Origin of the sequence: Paenibacillus ginsengarvi (assembly GCF_003626695.1) — a bacterium.
Taxonomy (GTDB): domain Bacteria; phylum Bacillota; class Bacilli; order Paenibacillales; family NBRC-103111; genus Paenibacillus_AB; species Paenibacillus_AB ginsengarvi.
In genome coordinates this window covers 1-23,066 of the sequence record NZ_RBAH01000013.1, presented here as the reverse complement: position 1 = coordinate 23,066, position 23,066 = coordinate 1, and the positions used below count along the sequence as shown (strand labels likewise).

Sequence of the window (23,066 nt, the reverse complement as noted above, 5' to 3'; positions counted from 1 at the left end):
GGTTATCCGCAGCCATCATTTTAATGATTACTTTTTGTAAATATCTTCGATCTTCGTCTGCAAATCTTTGATCGCCGTCTCCGGCGTGTAGCTCGTCTCGAGCAGCAGCTTCTGGAAGGTATCGTTCACGATGCGCAGATTGAACACTTCGCCAGCCTTCGGGTTGTATTCGCCAGGGTAGCCGAGGAAATAGAAGCCTTTGACCGAATCGACGAACGCTTTGTTCTTCTCATCCTGCCATACCGGCTCGCTCGTAAGCTTCGTATAAACCGGACCGGTGAGCGGCGCGCCCTTCTCGATCCATGTTTTGTACCAGTCGGTTGCGAGCATGTATTCGATGAATTGCTTGGCCAAATCTTTGTTTTTCGAATCTTTGAAAATGCCGAGGTTGTTGCTGATGCCAGGGATGAACGTGCCTTTCGGTCCGGCCGGGTAAGGAGCGATGCCGGTTTTCTCGTACAGATCCGGATTGTCCTTCTTGATCGTGCTGAGCGTGCTGCCGACGTTGAAAATCATCGCCGCTTGACCGCTCAAGTAAGCTTTGTTGTTCCCGCTGTCATCCCAGCCCAGCGCGCTTGGCGGTGTGCTTTTGTCGGTCAGGAAGATGTCGCGGATAAACTTCGTCGCTTCGACCGTTTCCGGCGTATTGGCGATAACCGTCTTGCCGTCCTTCGTATCGACCGAGCCGCCGTACGACCAGATGATGCCGCGAGTCAGGAATTCGGCGTCCGAGTTGCCTTTGCCGTAACCCATACCCGCGCCATATACGCCTTTACTCGGGTCCGTCAGCGCCTTGGCCATCTTTCTGAACTCTTCCCACGTTTTCGGAGGAGCGTCGAAGCCGGCGTTTTTCAGCAAATCTTTCCGGTAGTACAGCACTTGGGACTCCGTCCAGAACGGAATCGCGTATTGTTTCCCTTGGAACGTAATCGCCTTTTTCATACTTGCCTGCATGTCGCCGTTTTTGCTTTCAATCTTTTTGACCACATCGGTCAAATCCTCAAGCACGTCTTTGCCATAAAACTGGCCGATCTCCTGATAACCGAAGAAGGATACGTCCGGGACGGTTTTCGATTCGATCGCCGCAGACCATTTCGGATAAAAATCTTCATAGGCGATCAGCTCGATATTGACGTTCACGTTGTTGTCGATGCCGAATTGCTTGGCCCGCTCTTGAATAAGCTTGTTTTGATCTTCGAATAACTGCTTTTTCATCCAGAACGTCAGTGTCGGTTTTGTTTTGCCGTCCGTCGTCGTCTCGCCCGCCGTCGTTTTGCCTCCCGTACTGCAGCCTGTAACCAGCGCCGCAAGCAAAGTGGCTGCGCCCGCTTTTTTGATCCAGTGATTCATGCTTGATGACCTCCCATATTTGTTGGTCGTTTCAGGCCTCCGATCCCTATCGGTTCTAGACATCGTCGCCTCATGAATTTATAGTAAAGCGTTTCCCCTGCCGTTAAAATGACAACTATTTAACCTGGATGGCACAAAATTAACGAGATCGGATTCGGGCTGCGACTGATATATGGAGCGCAAAAACCGTCCAGGGATATTCCCCGGACGGTTTCGATCAAGCTACTTTTCCTCCGCCGCCTCCAGCTTTTGGCGAAACTCCTGGGGTGTGAGCGAATAGTACTTTTTAAACACCTTGATAAAATAATTCGGATTTTGATAGCCGAGCTGCAGGGCGACTTCATAGTTTTTCAGCGACGGATCGGCGAGCAGGGCGGCGGCCTGCTCCATTTTGAGGCGAAGCACGAAATCGCTCAGATTATCCCCCGTCTCCAGCTTGAAGATGCGCGAAACATGGACGGGATGCATGTACATGTAGTCGGCGATAGCCTGCAAAGACACATCTTCCACCAGATGCTTCTGCACGAACTGCTTGATGCGCCGGACCGTATTCTCCCGGTCGTTTCTCGTCTCATTCTCCATGCACATCTGCAGCAGCTCGAGCGACTGGAACATCCACTGGTGCAAAGCTTCCAGGGAACGGCTCTGCGTAAGGCCGGTAACATCGGAGAGGTGCGGTCCGATCATATCGGTCAGCTGGCGTCCGTTCTTGTGCGCGAACGAGCTGAACGAGGCATAGATGGAGAAGAAAGCTTCCATCAGATGCTCCTGGGAGTCGGCCCACTTCTGGCTCAGCTCGCTCCAGATGCCGGTCAGCTTATCGTGAGTCCGTTCCCAGTCACCGGATTCGAGAAGGTGGACGAGCATCGGCGGCTCGTAAAGACGCTGCAGAGCATGTACGGGAAGCTGTTCCAGCTCTTCCGAGGCATAGATAAGCAGGCCGCTCTGATTCCCTACCTGCTTGCGCATGGTTAACAGAATTTCATCGTATAAGGGCTTGATGTCGACCGGGAACGATCCCCATCTGCTGATCAGAACGGATACGCTCCCTTTTAGAAAACGATCGACACTGAGCTGCAGCTGGGAAGCCATCGATTGCAGCCGGTTCTCAGCCGGTTCCGCTTGAAACTCCTGCCGTTCTCGATGCTCTTCGGAGAGCGTGACGAGGAATACCAAATAACCGTGCAGATCTTTGCAGCTCCATAACCGGAACTCGTCTTCGAACAACTCCTCCGCCATATTGACGACCGCATACTCCATAAGCGACAAGCTGTAGAAATCGAGCTCGGCGAACCGGTCCTCGAGCCGAAACAGCATAAGGGCGAAACGCTCCCCGGCCGGAATCAAGATTTTGAGCGACTCCAGCTTCTGCCGCAGCCGTTCCGGGGAAATCTTCATACCCTGCAGCAGATCGCCCAGCAAATCTCCCTGAAGCTTCGGCAAATGCTCCTGAAACGCCTTCACGACTCTTTCATAGTGCCGGTTCTCATCCCGTTCCTGTTTGAGCGCTTGAACGAGATTTCCGACTTTGGCGAGCACTTCGTCATCCCCGATCGGCTTCAGCAAATATTCGTGGGCTTCGTACTGAATCGCCTGCTGCGCATAAGCAAACTCCGCGTGACCCGACAGCAAAATGCATTTGACTCTTTTCCACTCCCGACGAACGAGCGCAAGCAGCTCCAGCCCGTTCAAACCCGGCATGCGGATGTCTGTCATCATAATATCGATCGTATTCGTCTTGAGCAGCTCCAGCGCTTCATTGCCGGAATAGGCTTTAAACACGGTCGAGATTCCGATCTCGTGCCACGGAATCGTATCGGCAAGGCTGTCTACTACACTGGCTTCATCGTCGACGATTAGCAACTGAAACATCCGAAACCCTCCCATCTTCATGTACCGTTCAGGTCGCTTCCTTCCGGTACTCCCATACCATCTCCACGCGAAAACCGTTCGGTCCGGGCTGCGAGAAGTAAAGACCCGATCTTCCGCCGTACATATGGACGAGGCGCTGGTGGGTATTCCACAAGCCGAAGCTTGCGTTCTCGTCTTTCGGCAACGCTACTTTTCTTTGCAGTTCCACCATCTTGGCCTTGTCCATACCCGGACCGTTATCCTCCACGATAATCCGGTTCAGCCCGTCGCCCTGTTCGCTCGCAATGCGAATGAACCCGAATTGAACACTGTCTTCCACACCGTGGATAACCGCGTTTTCTACGAGAGGCTGCACGAGCAGACGCGGAATTTCGAGCGAGAGCATACTGTCCGCTATATCGATCTCGTAATGAAACCGCTGCATACGCATCGTCTGGATATTTAAATAGTTCTCGATCAGCTTGGTTTCCTCGGCGAGCGTCGCGGTCGGCTTCTCCAGCCGTGTCGAATACCGGTAATATTCCCCCAGATTCAGTGCCATCGCAACGACCGCTTCCTTATCGCCGAGATTGGCCATATTTTTAATATAAAATAAGCAGTTATACAAAAAGTGCGGATTGATTTGCGACTGGAGCTGCTTGAGCGTCGCCTCCTTGGAACGGAGCGTTTCCTTGTACACTTTCTCGATCAAATCCCCGATTTGCTCCGCCATCTCGTTGAAGCTGTGAAACAGGAAATCGAACTCGTTATTCGTCTGTTTCTTCAGCCGTGAAGAATATTTTCCATCCTTGATGCGCTGCACGCCTCGTATGAGCATCTGGATCGGCCGCTGCACGTTTCGATACAGAAGCAGGGTAACCAATATGCTGAGAGCCATCAGCAGGCAGATCGAAGCGTAGAACAAATTCCGGCTCGTGACGATAGGGGCGAAGATGCTTTGCAAGGGGACGATATCGACGAGGAACCAGCCTAGGCTTTCGGAGCGGATGTAGTTGACGATATATTTGCCGTCGTCCAGATCGATCGTCAAGCTTCCGCCGGGCAGAAGCTCCGCCCGGTTTAACCGTTCCACGGTCCGGCTTACGAGCGCCCGGTCCGCCGTATAGCTAATAATCGGCTCCGCCCCGGCCTGGTACAGGAACGGCTCATGCTCCCCTCCCTGCTTCAGCAAATTCAGCATATTGCGCAAATTATCGTCGGTAAACCGGACCTCGACTAGCAGATTCGGGATGTCGCTTTCCTTGATCCGGGAGAAGAACGTTTGGGTGATGCCGAACGTAACCGCGCTTCGGTGCGTCCATTTTCTCCATTCCGGGCTGCGGATGTAGTTCTCGTCGTATTGTACCGAATAATCGGTCGACAGCACTTCCTTGGAATCGGGTAAATGCAAAATAATTTGGTTGTTCCAGGCGCTCGTCGCGATCTGCATATTCAGCATCTCTACGATCCGGCTTTGCCGCTGAAGCTGAATGAGCCGGGAATCCGTATTTTGGCCGTTCAAATATTCCCGGATGCTGTAATCGCGGCTGGCCGTAACCGAATATTTCGTCAACTGGTCGATCATCATTTCCATTTGGCTCATGAAGAAGGAGAGCCTGTTCCGGTTGCCGTCCTCAATCGTGTCGCGAACAACGTTTACGCTTACTTGATTCGAATATCCATATAGCAAAATGATCGGGATGAGCAGCGAGACGACGAGCAAAATGATTTTACCGAATGTGTTCATTTGACATTCTCCCTATCGATCAGCGCCTGGAACTCGCGGTTCGCTTTGTCCGCTGCCGCGGTTATGTCCTCATCCAGCAGCCCTTGAATGACAATATCGCCGATGATGTCGCGGGCTTGACCTACTTGGACGACCTGCGGGCGGTCATGGCCGACGCCCACCCGCATCGATTGCATGACCACGCTAATGTATTCCGAAGGGAATCCGGTTACGCCTTGCGGATCGTTCCATACGGACGTCCGGGCTCCGGGATTGCCCATTTGCTGAGATTTCATGACGACCTCCTTGCTCGTAGCCCAACGGATAAAAAGCCAAGCGGCATCTTTACGGGTAGAGCCCGCGTTCATCCCCAAGCCCCAGGCAGTAACGTTGAACGGCTTCGAGCCGGCTTGTCCCGCCGGAAACATGGCGATGCCGACATTGTCGGCAATCGACGATTGATTCGAGCCCATCGCGATCGAATAAATCGCGCTAGCATCCGTGTAGAACGCCGCCTTCCCTTGCGAGAATAGTCCGGCCGCCTGCTGCCAGCCTATATTGAACACGCCGGGAGGCCCGTACCGCTTCAGAAGGGTTACATAACGGCTGATCCCTCTGATCGCTTCCGGCGTATTGATCGCCGCCTTGCCGCCTACTTGAAAATCTCCGCCTTCCGAGTACAGAAACGACGATAGCTGCGTCACGAGTGCGTTCCGCTGTCCTCTCGCGACGAAGCCGAATACGCCGCCCGCAGGATCATGCAAAACTTTGGCGGCCGCCTCAAGCTCATCCATCGTCTGGGGAACGGGCAATCCGGCCTGCGCCAGCAAATCTTTGCGATAAAATAAGATTTGCTGCTCCGTAGACAGCGGCATGGCTGCGATCTTCCCGCCATAAGTAACGGATTCGATCACAGTCCGCGAAAAATCAGCGAAGTCGTAGTTCGAATCGTTTGCAACGTATTTGTCCAAAGGCTGAAGCCAGCCATGACGGCCGAACGATTTTACTTCTTCCAATGGCCGGGTCATGAATACGTCCGGGCTCGAGCTGCCGGCTGCAAACTGTACGGAAAGCTTCTGACTCAGCTGCTCGTTCGTAAAACTCGTCAAATCTACTTTCAGACCCGTGCGGGCTTCGAATTCCGGCAATAAAGATCGTATGGCTTCGGCTGCCGGGCTGTTGCCCATATATGCCGTTATACTTCTACCCGTAAGCGTTTCGCCCATTCCGCCGGGGTCGGACTCCGAAGGCTTTCCGTCATCACCGCGGCATCCGGCCGTCAAACATGCCAAAAGCGTAATGCCGGATATCAAGACCGCACGGCGATTGCGGCTGAGAGTATGTTTCATGTCGGTCATCTCCTCGGCATTCTTATCTATTCATTATAAGAATAGCTTTACCCGGTTTGAAAATAGTATTTATTTAATATTCACTATACATTGTTAACAGATTGCCGCCGCGAAGACGCCGACCGAGTCCAGGATGCGTCAAAAAAGCTGCCGGATAAACTGGCAGCTTCTTGTATACTTTTAAAGTTAGGTCCATCCGTCTTCAAGGAACCGCCTTAACCGCGGGACTCCGTCTGGTTTAATTCAGCGGAAACCTCGTAAGATCGCGCTATGACCGTTTGGTTTCGGCCCCTTTTTTTCGCCTCGTACAAGGCTTGATCGGCTTGTAAAAATAAAGATTCCGCCGATAGCGCATGCGACGGATAATGCGCGATTCCCAGCGACAGCGTTACCGGCTTCCCCAAAGGCTCATGGCTCTTCTCCATCGTCAGGCGGATTCGTTCGGCGACGATAAAAGCATCCGTCACCGTAGTTCCGGCTAACAGAATGACAAACTCTTCGCCTCCGTACCGGCAGCAGATGTCGACGACCGGAACCAATTGCTTCATGATTGCCGCAAGATGCTTCAGCACTTCGTCACCGGCCTGATGCCCGTACGTATCGTTTATCGATTTAAACTTGTCCAGATCCGTGACAATAATCGAAAAGGGCGCCTGCTCGGCAATCCACCCGTTCATCGCGTCTTCCATCGTCCTTCGATTCATAAGTCCTGTTAACGGATCCGTAACGGCGGCTTGCGTCAGTTGATCCGCTCGTTTCTGAATATCCGCGACCGCTAGCATAATCGTCCGGGTAAGCAGGTCGGCTTCCCTGTTCCAATGGCTCTGCGGCACAGGCAGATCCACCTTCTCCTTCCCTATTTTGCTGACGAGATCGGCAAGGGAAACGAACGGCCTAGCTAATTTTCGCGCGAGCCATATAGCCGACAGCATGAGGAGCAAAAACGGAGGAAGCATATATATCAGCATCAATCGGGTATCGCGGTTTAATTGCTCATACACTTTTTCAATCGGGGAAACGACTACTATCCCCCAGTTATTCTCTTGGACGGTCGAATAACCGGCAAGCAAGGCCACTCCTCTCGTACTGACGACCTGCTCAGAGCCGTTCAGCCCCTGCATCGTCTTCCCGACGACTTGGTTTCTGCTGACGTTCTCGCCGATTCGGCTTTTGTCGGGATGATACAACAACGAACCGTCTGAGCTAACGACAAAGAAGTAGGTCCCCAACTCGTCCATGTTGTTGCTCCCGAATATCGTATGGATGATGTTATTCTCTTGAAGATAAATCGTCCCTGCGATCATGCCCCGGTATAACCCGTCTTTATCGAAGAGAGGCTCGCTCATAAACATAATGAGTCGTCCGGAGGCGGAGATGTAAGGCTTGGATGTATAGGACTTACGCAAAGACAGCGCTTCTTTGCTCGCATCGGTCGTAAGCGGTGTTCCGGTCGTACCGACCGTTTGCGGCGCTGTAGTTCTCACGATGCCTGTTTCATCCACCGCTACGATGGAATTGAAGTAATTGCTGCTTTTCCTCATCAACTCCAAATACTCGTACCTACTCGCTTCATTCATTAGCCGATTATCCGCCATAATGCCGGCGGTATATTGCAAACTGCTTCGCATCGATTTAAAGAGTGAGTCCATCGTCAAGCTCATTTTCATCGCATTGGAATGATTTAATGTGAGCGTCGTATCGAACAAAGCACGTTTTTTGGATTGATAGGATGCGATTAGCTGAATCGTAATCGTAAGTATGACCGATAAGGCGGCAAGCCCCGACAACAGTGTCGCAAGACTGATCTTTCGTTTCGGGCAACGGGTAGTGTTGCGCGGTGTAAGCATGGATTGCCCCCTTGGCATCGATATCCTAGCTAATTTTTAATAGGACTTCGGCATATTGCCAAGTCCATTTCTTTTATGTTAACACAAAATTCTACATAGCATGGAGTACAAAATGGACAAGCAACAGCTCAATCCGGAGGAACTCCCAATGCAAAAAAACATCAGCCAGGAAAGATGACTGATGTTCCGTTATTTTCGCAACTACCCGTTCGACACGGCCTGCGCAGCCTGTCGCTCCTTATCTCGTTTCTATCGTACCTCAATTGCCCTCCCGAACATCAATTGGCGGCCTTTCGTAACATCGAAGGGGAGCCAGTTTCAAATAAATAAATTCACCTTTGCATCGGTTGCATCGCCTAAATAAGTGGCTACACCGGCATATTCGATGCCGTCCAGCAGCTCTTCCTTCTGCAACCCGAGCAGATCCATGGTCATCGTACATGCCACTAATTTGACTCCCTGCTCCTGGGCCATCTCGATCAATTGCGGTAAAGTCAAAGCGTTATGCTTCTTCATGACATGCTTGATCATTTTAGGACCCATCCCGCCGAAATTCATTTTCGACAAACCCAGCTTATTCGCGCCGCGCGGCATCATTTTGGCAAACATTTTCTCCAAAAATCCTTTCTTAACGTAAACCTCTTCATCCTTACGAAGAGCATTAAGACCCCAAAATGTAAAAAAGATCGTTACCTCATGATCATAGGCTGCCGCCCCGTTGGCAATAATAAAGGCTGCTATCGCTTTATCCAGCTCCCCGCTGAACAAAACGATCGTTGTTTTTTCTTTATTCGCATTCATGTCTGATCCCCATTCCATTTAGACTTTTGCTGCATTTACCCCTTCTTGATCCAAAACTTGAATATGCCGTTTTCTTCGGCGTCGCTGAGCAATTCATGACCGGTGCTCTTGGCCCATGCCGCCAAATCGTTCTTTGCTCCTTTATCCGTTGCGTGTACCTCAAGAACCTGCCCGGATTCCAGCTCGTCCATCGTTTTTTTCGTTTTTACGATCGGCATCGGACATGCGAGTCCTTTGGCATCCAATACTTTATGGCTGTTCATTTCCAATTCCCCCTTATTTGTCGTGAACGGCACAGCGGTTAGGACCGATTTCCATCTCTCGCTGCTCCTCTTCATTCGGCGTTTTTTTCCCCATATTCGTTTGACGAATTTCCTTGTACGCATTTGGCTGCGGCGGCAAGTTTTCCGTTACTGTCTTTCGAAACTCGCCTTCATCCCGAATGTTAAGACCGGGATTTTCTTGATAAAGCTTACCCAAACGCCCTGAGACAAGGCCGCCTTCGCCCAGCTCCGTGACTTTACCGAAATGTGCGGGAAGCACGATTAAATCCTCCGATAGATTTTTATAGCGACTGTAGAGCGTTTCGCGCAAATCGCTTACCCAATCCTCCGCAAGCCCTGCAAGATCAGGACGTCCAATCGACTCGAGAAACAAAATATCGCCGGTTAAAAGGTATTTATGATCCACAATAAAGGAAGTAGAGCCGATCGTGTGTCCCGGCGAATAGATCGGTTGAACGACAAGCTTTTCCTTTCCTACATGAATGTCCTCGCCTTCCACCAGCTTTTCGTATTCAAACGTCACTTCCACAGCATCCTTTGGAGGTAAATGGTACGTCGCACCGAATTTTTGAGCTAATGCTCTTCCTCCCGAGATGTGGTCGGCGTGCAAATGCGTATCGATGGTGTGAACTAGCTTTACGCCGTGTTCCTTCATAAAATGCTCGTATGGATCGATCATTCGGTTGGAATCGACGATCGCCGCTTCCCCGTCCGACAGCACCATGTAGGAAAGGCAGCCTTTACCGATCCGGACGAACTGATAAAGCTCTCCCCCACCGGAGAGGTCGGCTACCTTTACCGGCTCGAGATACTCGCTCCACGATTTCATGCCGCCTTCTAAGTAAAACACATTGCTCCTTCCGGCTTCGGCAATTCGCTCGGCAACGAATTTAGACGAGCCTTCTTTCGCGCAAACGACCAGCACTTTTTTGCCGACCGGAATTTGTTCCAGGGCCGGATCGATCCCGTCCAGCAGATCAAAGTACGGAATGTTGATAATATCTACGCTTTTCCCTTCAATTTTCCAGTCGTTATAATCCGACTCGTTTCTAACATCAAGAATGAATAGTTCTTCCTGATTAAGAACGATTCGAGTTACTTCCTTCGCAGTCATAATCTGTACAGCGCTCGTTGTCATATTTAGTCCTCCTGTGTAATTTAATCCTGCTCGACTTCTCCATGCCATGCAGCCATGCCTTGAACAGCGTTTTTAACCTTCTTGAAGCCTTTGTCCGCGAGCGTCTGGCAGGCCAGATCGCTTCGGTTTCCGGTGCGGCATACGATTACGTATTCCTTCTCAGGATCAAGCACGCTAAGCCTTCCTTCCAGCTCGCCCAAAGGAATGGACTTCGCTCCCGGAATTCGTCCGAAGGCATATTCGGCGGGTTCGCGAACGTCCACAATAATGACCTGCTCACCCGCTGCCAGCTTGTTTTGGATCTCCTCGTTCGAGATCGTATGCGGGTATTTCGTTTCTTCCTTCACTTCGGAAGGGTTGGACTTCCGTATAAAATGACGGAAAACGCCGTTTTCTTCTTTTAAGCCGATATATTGATGTCCCGTTCGTTTCGACCAGCTCTGAAGATCGGCAACGGAGCCTTTGTCAGTCGCCCGCACCTCCAGAACCTCACCTGTCTTAAGCTCCTCCATCGCTTTCTTGGTGCGGACTACAGGCATTGGACAAGCTAAACCTTCACATTCCAAGGTCTGATTCACTTGCAGCGTTGTCATCTTCTTACTCCTCCCGGCCTTATTGATTCGATCAGCCACTTCATGCGGCCGTATTTCCTTCGACATGACATTGCCTCTTAAGTTAATAGATCAAACCAAATTTTTATGACTGTAGCCGCAATGAGTGCCGCCAAAATCCATTGTAAAACTTTGATGTTGAGCTTCTTGCTAAATTTAGCTCCTATTGGAGAAGCTATAGTACTAGCAACAACCATGACAATCGACGGAATCAAGAGCATATGTCCTCCCATAAGCTTTCCTGAGGTCGATCCGATCGACGATATAAATGTGATCGCCAAGGAGGAGGCAATAGCTACGCGTGTAGGAATTTTTAAAACGACCAGCATTACCGGTACCGTGATAAATGCTCCGGCGGCGCCGACAATTCCGGACAATACGCCAATAACCGATGCCAATATCGCCGCCAAGGGCTTATTGAACCGAAGCTTCGTAAAATCGGCAGTTTCGTCGCCCTTCTTCGGAAGAAACATCATGACGGCCGCGATTAAAGCGAGAACGGCATAGGTGAAGTTGATCGCTATATCCGGCAAAAATTTAGAGCCGTATCCTCCGATAAAGCTGCCGATTACGATCGCAATTCCCATATATAAAACTAAGGATTTGTTGATAAATCCGCCTTTGCGGAAGGCGAACATCCCGGCTAAGGTTGCAAAGAACACTTGAACTGCGCTGATAGCCGAGACCTCTTGAGCCGTAAAGACTGCAAAGCCGAGCGCCGGCGGAATATACAGAAGCATCGGGTATTTAATGATTGAACCGCCTATACCGACCATGCCTGATACCAATGAACCTACAAACCCGATTGCAAACAGGGTGATAATCCATGCAATATCCATATCGGGCTCCTTTCCGATTTACTGCACATTGCCATAGCTTGTCATGTGAATTGAAGGTTCTAATACGAAGCCGCCATACCCCACTGGGTATATAGTTGAGCAAAAAAAAATTAAAATTATAAAGTTTAAACAAAGGAATTTTCGGTTCTTCCCCCTTTTTCGTAAAACATATACCCGTATAGGTATAAAAACAATATATTCGATTTCTTCTTAGCCGTCAACCCCCTATACTACGATACTGTCTATAAAATGGTTAATAGGATTAACAAACAAATTTATGAAGCCGGCAGCGAATGGCATCTTTGGCTTCAGCCCAATCGTAGACTTCAAACAAACGCTCCGATAGGAACGCTTGTTTGAGTAAAATGTAGAAAATACAAAAAAGCCCTATGGGGGGCATACCTTTAAAAGGTAATACCTCCCCGAGGGCTTTTAACTCGACAAAAGGCTCATCAGAGCAAATTAAGCAAATTGAACACTTTCATCATATCAAGGCATTACTCTTTGTCCATAGACTGTTTTGCCTGACAAGTGAGAGTCACTTCTTGCATATGTTTGGACGGTCTTTACACCTTCCTCAATCTCTTTCACTCTCCTTCATATTCGCAGTTGCATTATACGTTCTTACTCGACTTGCTTATTACCTGTAATGACGTTGTTTGTTGCACTGCCGCCGAGTCGAATCATCTTTGAAGGAGAAAACTTTTGGATCTTATTATTAGAGATGATATTCGAGCTGGCATGGTCCTGATTGCTTTCGCTACTTCCGAAAGTGTAACCCCTATCGAGCTCACAATAGTTTTTGGCTCCATCACGAGAGCTGAGCCAGATTGAGGGAAGCTTACCGTCATATTTGTGGTAGTAAAAATAATTATTAGAAATTACATTGTAGCTCGGTGTTTGATGGCGAATCGTCCCACCCTCCCCACAATTTCTATAGAGAAAGATTCCGCCATTGTTGAGTCCAAATAGTCTATTGTTTATGATCTGATTATTTGCTGAACCGTCGATGGCAATCACTTCACGACTCTTTGTTGTGACATTGAACTCGTTGTTTTTTATAATGTTGAAGGCGGATTCGGCATCGAGATAAATGACTACGCTGCCGCTGGTTCCTTTAAACATGGAGTTGAGAATTTTTGAATAGGTCACCCCTGGAGATAAGTATAGTGGAATTCTGTTTTTTGAATTGATGGTGAGATTGTTAAATTCAATGTTTCTGGGAGCCGCTTGTTGGGCTCTTGCCGTGTGATCGCTGGAGAGCGATGAAAGTAAGACGCTCTCAGCCTCTCCATTTTGTCCAAGTCCCATTACGCGCACGGAACCTTCAACGATGCAATTCGATATCTTTATATTTTCAGGTCGTGAATAAGCGGAACCGTCTTGGATAGACTTGACGGTTATCATGTCTTTTCCGTCACCCACTCCATCATTGCCTTTCAGTTTAGCATTATTGCAGTTCAACGTCAGATTGGAAGCTCCGGCTCCTTCATAAACCAATCGCTTGGTGATGACGTCGCTGGACTTCAGGGTAAGATTGCAATCCACCCTGACAAAAGCGTTTGAAGAAGTCGCTGGGGCAAGAATGTCCTGAAGTTTTGATGCGGAACAGGCTTTGGGGTCAGAACTTGAACCGGAACTGGAATCCGATCCGGAACCCAAGCCAAAGCTCGATCCATAACTTGAAACCAAACCTGAGTGCAATCCCGAGTTTGAACCTGACACCGCTCCGCTATCGCCGTTTTGGGCTTCCAAGCCTGTTTCAGGGATTACCTCTTCTGAAAAAAGGTTTCCGTTTTGGTCTTCATAGGGTGAAATTTGTGATTCAAAATCGCCGCTGCTACAGCTTTGAAAAAGCAGGGCCAAGGAAAAGCCGATGAGGAAGACAGGCAGTAATCGTTTCATATTTCTGCATCTCATTCTTGGATATTTTTTTCTGAAAGAAAAAATGCACCGGATAGGGTGCTTCTATTTTTTGTTCTAATTTACTTTTATAGATATTAAACCGAAAGAATAAGTTCGAGACTATGCTTTACTTCAATAGCAATCAATTGAACAATCGGCTCAAGGTTACCATGATCCGCCTTTTCAAGAGCGATGTAATACTCCTCCTGGCTTTCTTTTCTTATGATTGCCGGAGGAAGCCCACTCCTCATTAAATGGCGTTCATAGCAAGACGGCTTACTCTTCCGTTTCCATCGGTAAAGGGGTGGATGGCCACAAGTTTATGATGGAACACTGCAGCAAGTTGTACGGGGTGCATCTGATCCTTACTTTCGTGATACCACCTTAACAAGGCTTCCATCTCTGATGGTACTTGAATAGCAGGAGTGTAATGGTGAATGTTCCCTGACAAGGTTAGAACATGATTGTCTTTTTTCTTGTAGTTCCCTGGAGAAAAATCGATATTCCGAACTCCTTGGAATAAGATTGCGTGCAAATCTTTAATCAATCGTTCACTCAGATCTCGATCCTGCAGACTCTCCTGCAAAAAATCGATAGCTTCAGCATGATTAACGATTTCAAGGTGTTCCCGAAGTGATTTCCCTTTAACCGTCAGCCCTTCCCTAAGGAAAAAGGCAGTTTCCTGATAAGTGAACGTATTGCCTTCTATCGCATTAGAATGGTAAGTCCACTCTTCACGAAACTTCTGTGCGATTGTATGCATAAGATCTGGCCGGAGCGGACGTTGTTGATCCAATTGTTTACGCAGTTCATCAATTTTCTTTAACATTCCATTTATCCTTCCTAATAGATCTCCTATTAGTATTATATCAGATGCGACGAGCTATATACTCAACTAGCGCAAGCTGTGACAAGCACTTTCTTTTAAGTGGAAAAGGCAGCGAATACCATGTATAGAGATATAGACTCCTTCGGAAAATCCCTTAGCTTCATTGGAAGTCGACCGAAAATCAGCAAAAGCGTTGGTCGGTTCCCGATACCGCCTAAATAGAGGAGCATCTCCTATTACTTAAGGGCTTTGTCAAACGCACTTTCGATTTTCTCAGCATCCTTGGAGACCGAAAACAAAATATATGGGCCTTTGACTTTTAATACATGCTTTTCGACGAGGTAAAATTGCTCGCGACGGTAGTCTTTCAACTTGACCTTTTGAGCATCTATTCTTTTCATGATTTTTTCCTTAACGCTTTCCGCTTGATTCTCTTGTTTCACTTTGATCACGGCCAGTTCATTCGCTTCCACGTTCGATTCTGCCGTATACAGCACAAAATCCTGAACTTCATCTGCATCGAGGTGATATAGCTTCTTAAGCCTGTTCATATCCCCTTTTTCCATATCTTCCATAGAAGCCACTTGCTTGATGCGTTCTTCAATTGTATGGACAGGAACGTCCTTGGCGCCTTCGTTCTTGCCGGAACACCCGATCAAAATGCCACATAAGATCATGGCGGCAGACAGGACAAACAAGTATTTCATTTTCATTCCAGTAAGCATCGTTACTGACCTCCTTTTTTGCATTATTCCACGGAATCCGCCAATGATTTCATTGATGGATCTTCAAAAAATGTAGTCATATTATACAAAATCAATATGTCGTGGATTTGCCGATCTTCCGTAAGTTTCAGTACATCCCCATCATAATATCTGAGGTCTACCACATCAATTTCGCTAAAATGCGATGTTAAAAAAGGGATCAAGCTGTTTGCATACGAATCTTTAACAATAAGCAGCCTTCTCCCTTCCGTATTTTCAGTTGTTATTCGGATCAAGCCATGATTCCCATTAAAAAATACAGTGTATTTATCTTTCTTGGTGAGATTCCCCATGACGTACATCGAATCCGCACTTTGCTGTTCGTCGACATAATCCACGGAAATGGTCCCCGGTGTTTTTGGATAATATAGCTCAATAGAATCCGGTTGTATGTGTCTAAACCCGCTTTTCGAATACAAAGTTCCATAGAACTGACTAGTGACTTGACGAGTGTTGAAATCATTTTCGTTCTTGGCTGTAAAACTCATTGGCGCGCCCAGCTCCCGATAGGCAAGGAAAGCGCCTTTGGTCGTCCAATGATGGTCTGTTTTATAATAGATCGGTTGCTCCTTGTTCGCCTCTAGCGCGGGGGATACATCGATAAATCGAATGTCCCCAAGAAGAGAATCCTTTATCTTTTCCCAATAGACCATCTCATCACCACCGGAAGCATAAGGCGGTAATTTATCCTCAAGCACGGCAGCGGCCGTCGGCACCAACATCATATATTTGCGTAGACCAGGCGTAGCCTTATCAAATGCTTGAATGGCGTTCACCTTGTCTTCCAAATCTCCTTTTTCGGGAGGAGAAAATTTTTGAATCAGGTACCCGTCCATGCCGATGTAAACCCCGCTGCTCTCTTTTTTCCCCATTCCCTGGTCCGTATCGGATTTTAGTCCAATCCAAAAGTCCCTCTCCATAAACTGATCCGATATATACGATTCAAATTCTGAAGTAAACTTGCCTGATACTACTGTTTGAAGCGAGAATTTCGGGAGCTGCTGCAGCATTCGGTTCTCTGATTCGGAAAATACTTGACTCGGGGTCAGAAAGTTGATAACCAATACCGCTCCGGTAAACATCAGCAGTAGAATAGCGAGTGCGCGATAATATACCTGGTCGTACTTCTTCAATTCAATCACCCCATTAAAAACGAAAGTATAAGAATGGATTGTACGTTGCGTTGACCAGATAAGCTGTTGACGCCACCATAAAGATGAAGTAGATGACGGAAGCGACAATCGATCCAGATCGGGCGAACTTGGTTCTGATGCCTGCCAGTGCTTTGCGGGGAAACGGCGTTGCACAAAGGGCCATGACCAGAATTAGCAGAGCATTCGTCGACAAATCGTACAGTGACCGGTTGTCTACGAACCCATTTGCTCCAGCGCCAAACATCGTTCCGATGAATGTCATGGCTGCGGGCAGATGCTCAAATTCGAAAAATACCCAGCCGATGATCACGATAATTAGGGTGTAGACATGGCTTATGAAGGCTGGCAAGCGCTGAAACCATTTCAAGAGAAATAGCTTTTCGATTGTGACAAAAAGACCGAAATATAAGCCCCAAATGATAAAATTCCAGCTCGCTCCATGCCACAATCCGGTTATAAACCATACAACCGCCAAGTTTCTCAACTGTTTCAGCAGACCAACTCGGTTCCCACCGAGCGGGATGTAGATATACTCGCGGAACCAGGCGCCGAGCGAAATATGCCACCTCCGCCAAAATTCCGTAACGCTCTTGGAAATATAGGGATAGTTGAAGTTCTCCATAAATTCAAACCCGATCATTTTACCTAAACCACGTGCCATATCCGAATACCCGCTAAAATCGAAATAGATTTGAAACGTGAAGGCGACAATGCCGAGCCATGCGGAAAGAACTGACAACTCATCCGCAGGCACCGATTTGACGCTTGCCCACAGCAAACCGATATTGTTGGCAAGCAGCACTTTTTTAGCAAGTCCTCTGATAAACAGTTCCGCCCCTTCGCCAAAACGGTCCAACGTCACTTTGCGGTTAACAAGCTGCCCCGCAATATCTCCGTATTTAACGATCGGTCCCGCTACAAGCTGCGGGAACATCGTCACGTAGGCGCCGAAGGAGATTAGGTTCTTCTGAACAGTCACCTTCCCTCGATAAACGTCGATTACGTAAGACATCGTTTGGAATGTGTAGAAGGATATTCCCACAGGAAGCGGAAGATCTGCTGCCTGTAAGTGCAGGTTAAACAACGAATTGATATTGTCGAAGACGAAACCCGCGTATTTAAAGAAGCCCAGAATTCCTAGGCTTCCAATCATGGATACGATCAAAACTCCCCGTGCAATCGCCTTACGATGCCTGTATGTTTCGATCAAGATCCCGTTCACATAGTCGAATACCGTCGAGAAGATCATGATGAATATATAGACGGGCTCACCCCATGCATAAAAGATCAGGCTTGCGACGAGCAGAATGGCATTTCTAATCCTCATGGGCGATATATAGTAGATCAGAATAGTGACCGGCAGAAAGAGGAATAGAAATAGGAGACTACTAAAGACCAATCCCCGTCACCTCCTGTTGATGACCTATATGCATGTTATTTCACTCGATCTTTCAGCAAATCCAGCATACGTGTATAAAACTCCGGTTTAAAATGAACGCCGTCCGAACTGTACAAATTTTGGCTGTCTTTAAATATGGAGGATAAATCGACATATCCGACTTGCTTCTTGCTCGCCAGCTCTTTTAAGCCTTGATTGTAATCGTTGATATTTTTGTAGCGTTGTTCCACTTTCTCAGCTTCCGGCGTAACCGGAGTAACCGGTAAAACCGTTATGGATGCCTTCGGAAGCTTCTCCTTGATGCTGTCGATCAATTTGGCGTAAAACATTAGCGAATACTGCTTAGGGTTATCGGTAATTTGGGGCGGCAATAGGATATCATCAGATCCCAGCATGATAAATACATGCTGCGGATTCCGCTTTGCCAGCTTATCGACATCCCCGCCCTCCAGAGATAGCTCGGTAGTCGTTCCGGCACCTGCCACTACATTAAACTCGTCCAAAATGTCATGGTAGGATAGCGCCTCTGTAATCGAATCCCCCAGAAATACGCTGTTCTTAAAAATCGTTTTATAGGAAGTATTGTTTGACTTCTCTAAGGGAGCTGTTTTATTGACTTGTGGCTGAGACGTCGCGCTTTGCGGGTCTTGTCCATTCCCGCATGCTGCAAAGGTGAGTGCGGTGCTGCCTATAACTAGCGTTGAAATGATTTTTTTAAACATGAACATGGTCCTCTCTTAATTTAATTTTAGGTACTCCTTTATGCCTTCCAGAATAGAAGCAGCTATTCGTCTTTGAACATCTTCTGTCAGCATTGCTTTCTCTTCCTGCAGATTCGTTACATATCCCGTCCCGATCAAGACGGCCGGCATGTCCGTTTCCTTCAACTCTCTCTCCTCCTTCCGAAAAAAGTATAATCGCGCAAGGTCAAAATAAAGTGCAGATTATATCAAAGTGATTTATAGATTTTGGCTTCAAGGATAGAAAAAAAGGAGCCGCCCGACCGAGATTCGCCGTAGACCTCGGGACAGCTCCGGCGTTAATTTAGTGCATACCCGCTCGATGACTATATCGATATAGAACGAACCGACGTCCATCTTATACGTACCGGATTCATATTTTGCCAATTCCAGCATATCCGCAATCAGCAAATTCATCCGATTCCAACGAGGACTGGTATGTATGATGCTACAAAGGTTACCCTATGGAGATAAAGATCATATGCAGACGAGTTGCAGATCAATTAAAAAAACGTAGAACGGATGTTCTACGTTTTCCTTTTCTTGTTTAATTCAAAATAAAACAGGACACCGTCTTCGGTATTGGTTGCTCCGTAACGTGCCTCGTGCAGCTCCAAAATTTGCTTGGAGATCGCAAGACCGAGACCGGTGCCGCCGGTCGAACGATGACGGGAGTGTTCGATACGGTAGAAGCGGTCCCATATTTTCTCCATCTGTTCATCTGGAATGCGGGCGCCTTTGTTTTCGATGCTTACCTTGACCGTTTCCCGTTCTTCGACTGTCGTAACGAAGATGTTCTCGCCTTCCGGCGTGTAGCGGATCGCGTTCGTCATGAAGTTCATAACGACCTGTTCGATGCGCAGCGGGTTAGCTTCAATTTCTACAGGGACGAAGTGGATGTGGAGCTGTAGCCGTTTGCCGGCGATATCCGGAGCCAGCTTCGCACAAACTCGCTCCAGGACAGCATCGATTCGGAACGGGGTCATCTCCATTTTGTAAGTGCCGGATTCGTATTTCGCAAGCTCTAGCATGTCCGTAATCAGCAGGTTCATCTTCTTCACTTCGTCTTCCATGGCAGCGAAGTAATACGATCGCTTCTCGCTTTCGGGCTTGTCTTTTAGAATAAACAGACAGCTCTCGATGACGCTGAGCGGGGTTTTCAATTCGTGAGATACACCGGCGATGAACTCTTTTCGTGTCTGCTCCAGCCGCTTTTCTTGTTCGATATCCTGCTCCAGTCGGACGATATGGTCATGCAGCAAGCCAGAAAGCTCGTTGATGCTGCGGGATAAATTGCCGATCTCGTCCTCGGTCGCAATCGGAAGTCGGACGGAAAAGTCCAGATTTGCCATTCTTTGCGTCGCTTCGTTCATGCGGAGCATGGGACGAGCAATGCGGCGGGCATAATAAAAGGAAACCAGAAGGACGAGCAGAAAAGAGCCTAACACGATATAGCCGTAATAATGGCGCATCACACCAGCGGCTTCGTTCACGGGCTGGAGCGATGTCATGGCAAACAGGTACTCGGTGTTTCCTGTCCGATTGGTCAAACGTTTCACGAATATTTTGTATGGGACGTTATTTTCCTCATAATCGCTGATGGTATCGGTATTTCCGCTAAAATCTCCGTAGAGCAGATCGGCTTGAAAAGCCTTCACCCTTTCCAAAAACAAATGGTTCGTATACCGCGGTTGATCCGCTCCCTCCGGCGTCCGGACTTGCACGACGGTACCGTATACCAGACTGCTCGGGTAACGTTCGCGATATTCGGTCGGGCTCTTAAACCTCGAGACGACTTCGTATTCCTTGCGACGAGCTGGCCGTTTTCCAGACGGTTTTCTTCCCGCAGATTGGAGGCGTTCCTACCGATTCGCTGTGGGAACAGCCGATTGTCAATTAGGATGCCTTCGATGGCGATGCGTTCCCCCGGATTGACGAAGATGAAATCCCGAAGCGGATTGTCTGCGCTCAAATCTTCCACATTCATGACCGTGTAGAGCGGGATGGTAATGGTTTGGCCGGATAAGGTAGGAGCGTCTGCAGAGTTCTCCAATCGCACCTCTGTTTCAAAGTCGTTCGTATATTTCAGGTTGCCCGCGGCGTCCAGTTGGGCGATCCAAGTGTTATATTTCTGATAAAATTGTTGTGCGTTCCGAAATGAGGTTCGGGCGTCCCCGGCATTCTTCCAATCGTCTTGAGAAGCGGTAAGGAGGGCGGATTCGACGCTCTCTACCTTCTGATGCACGTAAAATTGTTTGAAAAACAGGGTTTGTCCGACAAAGAGGCTTACGATCACGAATGCGCATAAGCCTGTTGTGAGCAAAAACAGCTTGAAGACGATGCTCTTTCTCATGGCTGATCCTCAAATTTATACCCCGAACGAACGACGGTGACGATCCGGCTCGCATGATCGCCCAGCTTGGAACGCAGATTGCGAATATGACTGCTGAGCGTACGATCGTCACCAGCGAAATCGTAGCCCCAGATTCTCGTGATGAGTTGCTCTCTTGAGATAATGATGCCTTTGTTATTCAACAGATAGGCCAAAATTTCGAATTCTGTGTGCGTCAAGCTACCAAGCTTTCCGTCCACCATGATGGTTCGGGAAGGGAGATGAAGCATGATCGCCCCGCCGGTCAGCGTGTCCTCCGAATCACGGATATGCCTGCTTTCCAGCAACCGCTTCGTCCGCGCCAATAGGATGGGAGGGCTGCAGGGTTTGACAACGTAATCGTCTGCACCTAACTCAAATCCAAGCAGCGTGTCGTCCTCGTCCGATCGGGATGTCAAAATCAGAATCGGGATGTTCGACTTCTTGCGAATCCGCCGGCAGACGGACCACCCGTCCAATTCCGGAAGCATGATGTCCAGAATGATCAAGTCGATTTCATGCTCCTCAAACAACTCCAAAGCCTGCCTCCCACCGCTCGCCTCCAACACCCAGTATCCTTCATCCAACAAATACTCCTTTATGATTTCCCGTAGTACTTGTTGGTCTTCCACGATCAAGATCGTTTTCGGCATGTCATACCCCCTCGATTAGTTTTAATAATCACGATGGTTGTTCTCTGCAATCATTAGGATTTATACTGAGATCCAAATCACTCAAAGGCGACGACCACGGAGATCAAGGAGCTTTCCTTAAGAAGCGAATATATCAGGGGGATTAAATAAGTCTAACTGGAGCAGGCTCCGCGGCGACCTGCTCCAGTTCGTTGAAGATTGCCGTAGGAAAGCGCACAAAGTTGCCGTGATCGCCTGCGTGTACAAGATGCTGCATCTTTGCCCTGTTGAAACGGAAAACAACTTTCCTTGATCTGGCCTAAGTAGATGCTTTACCAGGTAAACCCTTCCAGATAAAGGTTATTTGTCATATTTTTTATTATAGCATCTACGTTACCCACATTTATTAGAAAAATCTTCACAACTATTAGCTGGTTTAGCAATAACCTGAATTTATTTTTTAAGGTTTGCTTTCATAAGAGAGGCAATCTTTTGTTCGTCTCCGTCCTGAATCCATTCCAATTGTTTTATGACAAGTTCTTGCCTTTGTATGGAATGGTTTTGACTTAGTTTTGCTTTTCCCTCTATCTTATCAATTCTCGTTTTGAATCCTTGAACCCCTTTATTCATTCCAGCAATAAAGTCAGCGTCAACTCTTGCAATCTATATGAACTATCAGGGGCTTCGTACTTCAATATCATATCAAGCAAGGAATCCATTAACTCTTTTTCATCATCAATAAGTTCGACTTCTCCATATACATGAACAGTCACATAATTCCATGTTGGAACTGCTTTATTTGTTTTATACCATAAAGGAGAAATATAACAATGCGGACCATGAAAAATTGCTAAAATAATTTGGTTGCTAATATCCTTCCATTGTGGATTCGGACGTGCAAAATGCCCGTATAGGTATTTGTTCTCCTTATCCAATATTAATGGTAAATGTGTAGCGAAGGGTACTCCACTATGCTGCGAAACCAATGTCGCTCTTATTGCCAGATGGATATCTTTCACAGAAATGTTATTTGAGAGTTTTGGTCATGATAATATCGATTTGTTCTTCATCACCCATATAAAAAGAGTGAGCTCCTGTTTGAGCAAACCCCATTTTCATTTCTTTCCCATACACCTAGCCAAATTATCTTTTTATCATGTTCCATTGCAATTTCTATAGATTTATTCACAGGTATTTGTCCAGCCCATGCTTTTGGAATTTGCTTTTTACATAAATCCTTTCGACTTCAAGTGATTCTTTACCCATTTCTTCAGACTGAGCACCATTAGTGTTGACCTTTAAATACCCAGCAATTTCATTATTACAATAAATAAAAAAGAACTGCGAACTAAACTGGTACCCATACTCTGGACACTTAGAAAAAAGTGTTTAGTGTAGGGGTACCTTTTTGTATACTGGAATTAACAGTGGGGGCGAGCACATGAGTAAAAAACACTTTAACGAAACCGAGCGGGC

General features: G+C 47.7%; 18 protein-coding genes and 3 pseudogenes. All 21 read right to left on the bottom strand.

The genetic code is table 11. From position 1 onward, the window contains the following. Positions 1-27: 27 nt before the first annotated feature. The gene (locus D7M11_RS18240; protein ID WP_120748683.1) at positions 28-1,350 is read right to left on the bottom strand and encodes an ABC transporter substrate-binding protein; all 1,323 of its coding nucleotides are present in this window, start codon (positions 1,348-1,350) and stop codon (positions 28-30) included. A gap of 222 nt (positions 1,351-1,572) precedes the next feature. Then, the gene (locus tag D7M11_RS18235) at positions 1,573-3,222 is read right to left on the bottom strand and encodes a response regulator (RefSeq protein WP_120748682.1); all 1,650 of its coding nucleotides are present in this window, start codon (positions 3,220-3,222) and stop codon (positions 1,573-1,575) included. A 28-nt stretch (positions 3,223-3,250) separates the two neighbouring features. Then, entirely contained in the window at positions 3,251-4,948 is a 1,698-nt protein-coding gene (locus tag D7M11_RS18230; protein WP_120748681.1) for a sensor histidine kinase, read from the bottom strand. Beyond that, complete coding sequence (locus D7M11_RS18225; protein WP_120748680.1) at positions 4,945-6,276, bottom strand: ABC transporter substrate-binding protein; 1,332 nt, start codon at positions 6,274-6,276, stop codon at positions 4,945-4,947. The genes D7M11_RS18230 and D7M11_RS18225 overlap by 4 nt, the downstream gene beginning before the upstream one ends. Before the next feature lie 215 nt (positions 6,277-6,491). Further along, positions 6,492-8,123 (bottom strand): sensor domain-containing diguanylate cyclase, encoded by a 1,632-nt coding sequence (locus tag D7M11_RS18220; RefSeq protein ID WP_240041182.1) that lies wholly within the window; start codon positions 8,121-8,123, stop codon positions 6,492-6,494. A gap of 318 nt (positions 8,124-8,441) precedes the next feature. After that, complete coding sequence (locus tag D7M11_RS18215; RefSeq protein ID WP_120748678.1) at positions 8,442-8,924, bottom strand: DsrE/DsrF/DrsH-like family protein; 483 nt, start codon at positions 8,922-8,924, stop codon at positions 8,442-8,444. Between the two features lie 35 nt (positions 8,925-8,959). Continuing rightward, positions 8,960-9,187, bottom strand: coding sequence for a sulfurtransferase TusA family protein (locus tag D7M11_RS18210; RefSeq protein WP_120748677.1), 228 nt, complete (start codon positions 9,185-9,187; stop codon positions 8,960-8,962). A 13-nt stretch (positions 9,188-9,200) separates the two neighbouring features. Beyond that, on the bottom strand, positions 9,201-10,346 hold the full coding sequence (locus tag D7M11_RS18205) for an MBL fold metallo-hydrolase (protein ID WP_120748676.1): 1,146 nt from the start codon (positions 10,344-10,346) through the stop codon (positions 9,201-9,203). Between the two features lie 20 nt (positions 10,347-10,366). Beyond that, on the bottom strand, positions 10,367-10,939 hold the full coding sequence (locus tag D7M11_RS18200; protein ID WP_120748675.1) for a sulfurtransferase TusA family protein: 573 nt from the start codon (positions 10,937-10,939) through the stop codon (positions 10,367-10,369). Between the two features lie 77 nt (positions 10,940-11,016). After that, on the bottom strand, positions 11,017-11,796 hold the full coding sequence (locus tag D7M11_RS18195) for a sulfite exporter TauE/SafE family protein (protein WP_120748674.1): 780 nt from the start codon (positions 11,794-11,796) through the stop codon (positions 11,017-11,019). Positions 11,797-12,420: 624 nt separating this feature from the next. Further along, complete coding sequence (locus tag D7M11_RS18190) at positions 12,421-13,701, bottom strand: right-handed parallel beta-helix repeat-containing protein (RefSeq protein WP_120748673.1); 1,281 nt, start codon at positions 13,699-13,701, stop codon at positions 12,421-12,423. A 250-nt stretch (positions 13,702-13,951) separates the two neighbouring features. Next, positions 13,952-14,530, bottom strand: a complete 579-nt coding sequence (locus D7M11_RS18185; protein ID WP_205127069.1) for a Fic family protein — start codon at positions 14,528-14,530, stop codon at positions 13,952-13,954. A 236-nt stretch (positions 14,531-14,766) separates the two neighbouring features. After that, on the bottom strand, positions 14,767-15,255 hold the full coding sequence (locus D7M11_RS18180) for a DUF4358 domain-containing protein (protein WP_240041181.1): 489 nt from the start codon (positions 15,253-15,255) through the stop codon (positions 14,767-14,769). A 23-nt stretch (positions 15,256-15,278) separates the two neighbouring features. Continuing rightward, positions 15,279-16,436 (bottom strand): DHHW family protein, encoded by a 1,158-nt coding sequence (locus tag D7M11_RS18175; RefSeq protein ID WP_338042502.1) that lies wholly within the window; start codon positions 16,434-16,436, stop codon positions 15,279-15,281. A gap of 4 nt (positions 16,437-16,440) precedes the next feature. Then, positions 16,441-17,847, bottom strand: coding sequence for an MBOAT family O-acyltransferase (locus D7M11_RS18170; RefSeq protein ID WP_120748672.1), 1,407 nt, complete (start codon positions 17,845-17,847; stop codon positions 16,441-16,443). Positions 17,848-17,882: 35 nt separating this feature from the next. Next, the gene (locus D7M11_RS18165) at positions 17,883-18,569 is read right to left on the bottom strand and encodes a GDSL-type esterase/lipase family protein (RefSeq protein ID WP_338042501.1); all 687 of its coding nucleotides are present in this window, start codon (positions 18,567-18,569) and stop codon (positions 17,883-17,885) included. A 15-nt stretch (positions 18,570-18,584) separates the two neighbouring features. Further along, the gene (locus D7M11_RS18160; RefSeq protein ID WP_120748670.1) at positions 18,585-18,734 is read right to left on the bottom strand and encodes an N-acetylmuramoyl-L-alanine amidase family protein; all 150 of its coding nucleotides are present in this window, start codon (positions 18,732-18,734) and stop codon (positions 18,585-18,587) included. Between the two features lie 380 nt (positions 18,735-19,114). After that, a pseudogene (locus tag D7M11_RS18150) lies at positions 19,115-20,940 on the bottom strand (sensor histidine kinase). Then, entirely contained in the window at positions 20,937-21,611 is a 675-nt protein-coding gene (locus tag D7M11_RS18145; protein ID WP_120748668.1) for a response regulator transcription factor, read from the bottom strand. The pseudogene D7M11_RS18150 and the gene D7M11_RS18145 overlap by 4 nt, the downstream one beginning before the upstream one ends. 432 nt (positions 21,612-22,043) lie before the next feature. After that, positions 22,044-22,615: pseudogene (locus D7M11_RS18140) on the bottom strand (FMN-binding negative transcriptional regulator). Position 22,616: 1 nt separating this feature from the next. Beyond that, a pseudogene (locus D7M11_RS18135) lies at positions 22,617-22,940 on the bottom strand (GNAT family N-acetyltransferase); the annotation flags it as partial. Between the last annotated feature and the right edge of the window lie 126 nt (positions 22,941-23,066).

Excerpts from the sequence above, each read along its gene's own strand:
- D7M11_RS18240 (WP_120748683.1), bottom strand. The coding sequence starts at position 1,350 with ATGAATCACTGGATCAAAAAAGCGGGCGCAGCCACTTTGCTTGCGGCG.
- D7M11_RS18235 (WP_120748682.1), bottom strand. The coding sequence starts at position 3,222 with ATGTTTCAGTTGCTAATCGTCGACGATGAAGCCAGTGTAGTAGACAGC.
- D7M11_RS18230 (WP_120748681.1), bottom strand. The coding sequence starts at position 4,948 with ATGAACACATTCGGTAAAATCATTTTGCTCGTCGTCTCGCTGCTCATC.
- D7M11_RS18225 (WP_120748680.1), bottom strand. The coding sequence starts at position 6,276 with ATGAAACATACTCTCAGCCGCAATCGCCGTGCGGTCTTGATATCCGGC.
- D7M11_RS18220 (WP_240041182.1), bottom strand. The coding sequence starts at position 8,123 with ATGCTTACACCGCGCAACACTACCCGTTGCCCGAAACGAAAGATCAGT.
- D7M11_RS18215 (WP_120748678.1), bottom strand. The coding sequence starts at position 8,924 with ATGAATGCGAATAAAGAAAAAACAACGATCGTTTTGTTCAGCGGGGAG.
- D7M11_RS18210 (WP_120748677.1), bottom strand. The coding sequence starts at position 9,187 with ATGAACAGCCATAAAGTATTGGATGCCAAAGGACTCGCATGTCCGATG.
- D7M11_RS18205 (WP_120748676.1), bottom strand. The coding sequence starts at position 10,346 with ATGACAACGAGCGCTGTACAGATTATGACTGCGAAGGAAGTAACTCGA.
- D7M11_RS18200 (WP_120748675.1), bottom strand. The coding sequence starts at position 10,939 with ATGACAACGCTGCAAGTGAATCAGACCTTGGAATGTGAAGGTTTAGCT.
- D7M11_RS18195 (WP_120748674.1), bottom strand. The coding sequence starts at position 11,796 with ATGGATATTGCATGGATTATCACCCTGTTTGCAATCGGGTTTGTAGGT.
- D7M11_RS18190 (WP_120748673.1), bottom strand. The coding sequence starts at position 13,701 with ATGAAACGATTACTGCCTGTCTTCCTCATCGGCTTTTCCTTGGCCCTG.
- D7M11_RS18185 (WP_205127069.1), bottom strand. The coding sequence starts at position 14,530 with ATGTTAAAGAAAATTGATGAACTGCGTAAACAATTGGATCAACAACGT.
- D7M11_RS18180 (WP_240041181.1), bottom strand. The coding sequence starts at position 15,255 with ATGCTTACTGGAATGAAAATGAAATACTTGTTTGTCCTGTCTGCCGCC.
- D7M11_RS18165 (WP_338042501.1), bottom strand. The coding sequence starts at position 18,569 with ATGTTTAAAAAAATCATTTCAACGCTAGTTATAGGCAGCACCGCACTC.
- D7M11_RS18145 (WP_120748668.1), bottom strand. The coding sequence starts at position 21,611 with ATGCCGAAAACGATCTTGATCGTGGAAGACCAACAAGTACTACGGGAA.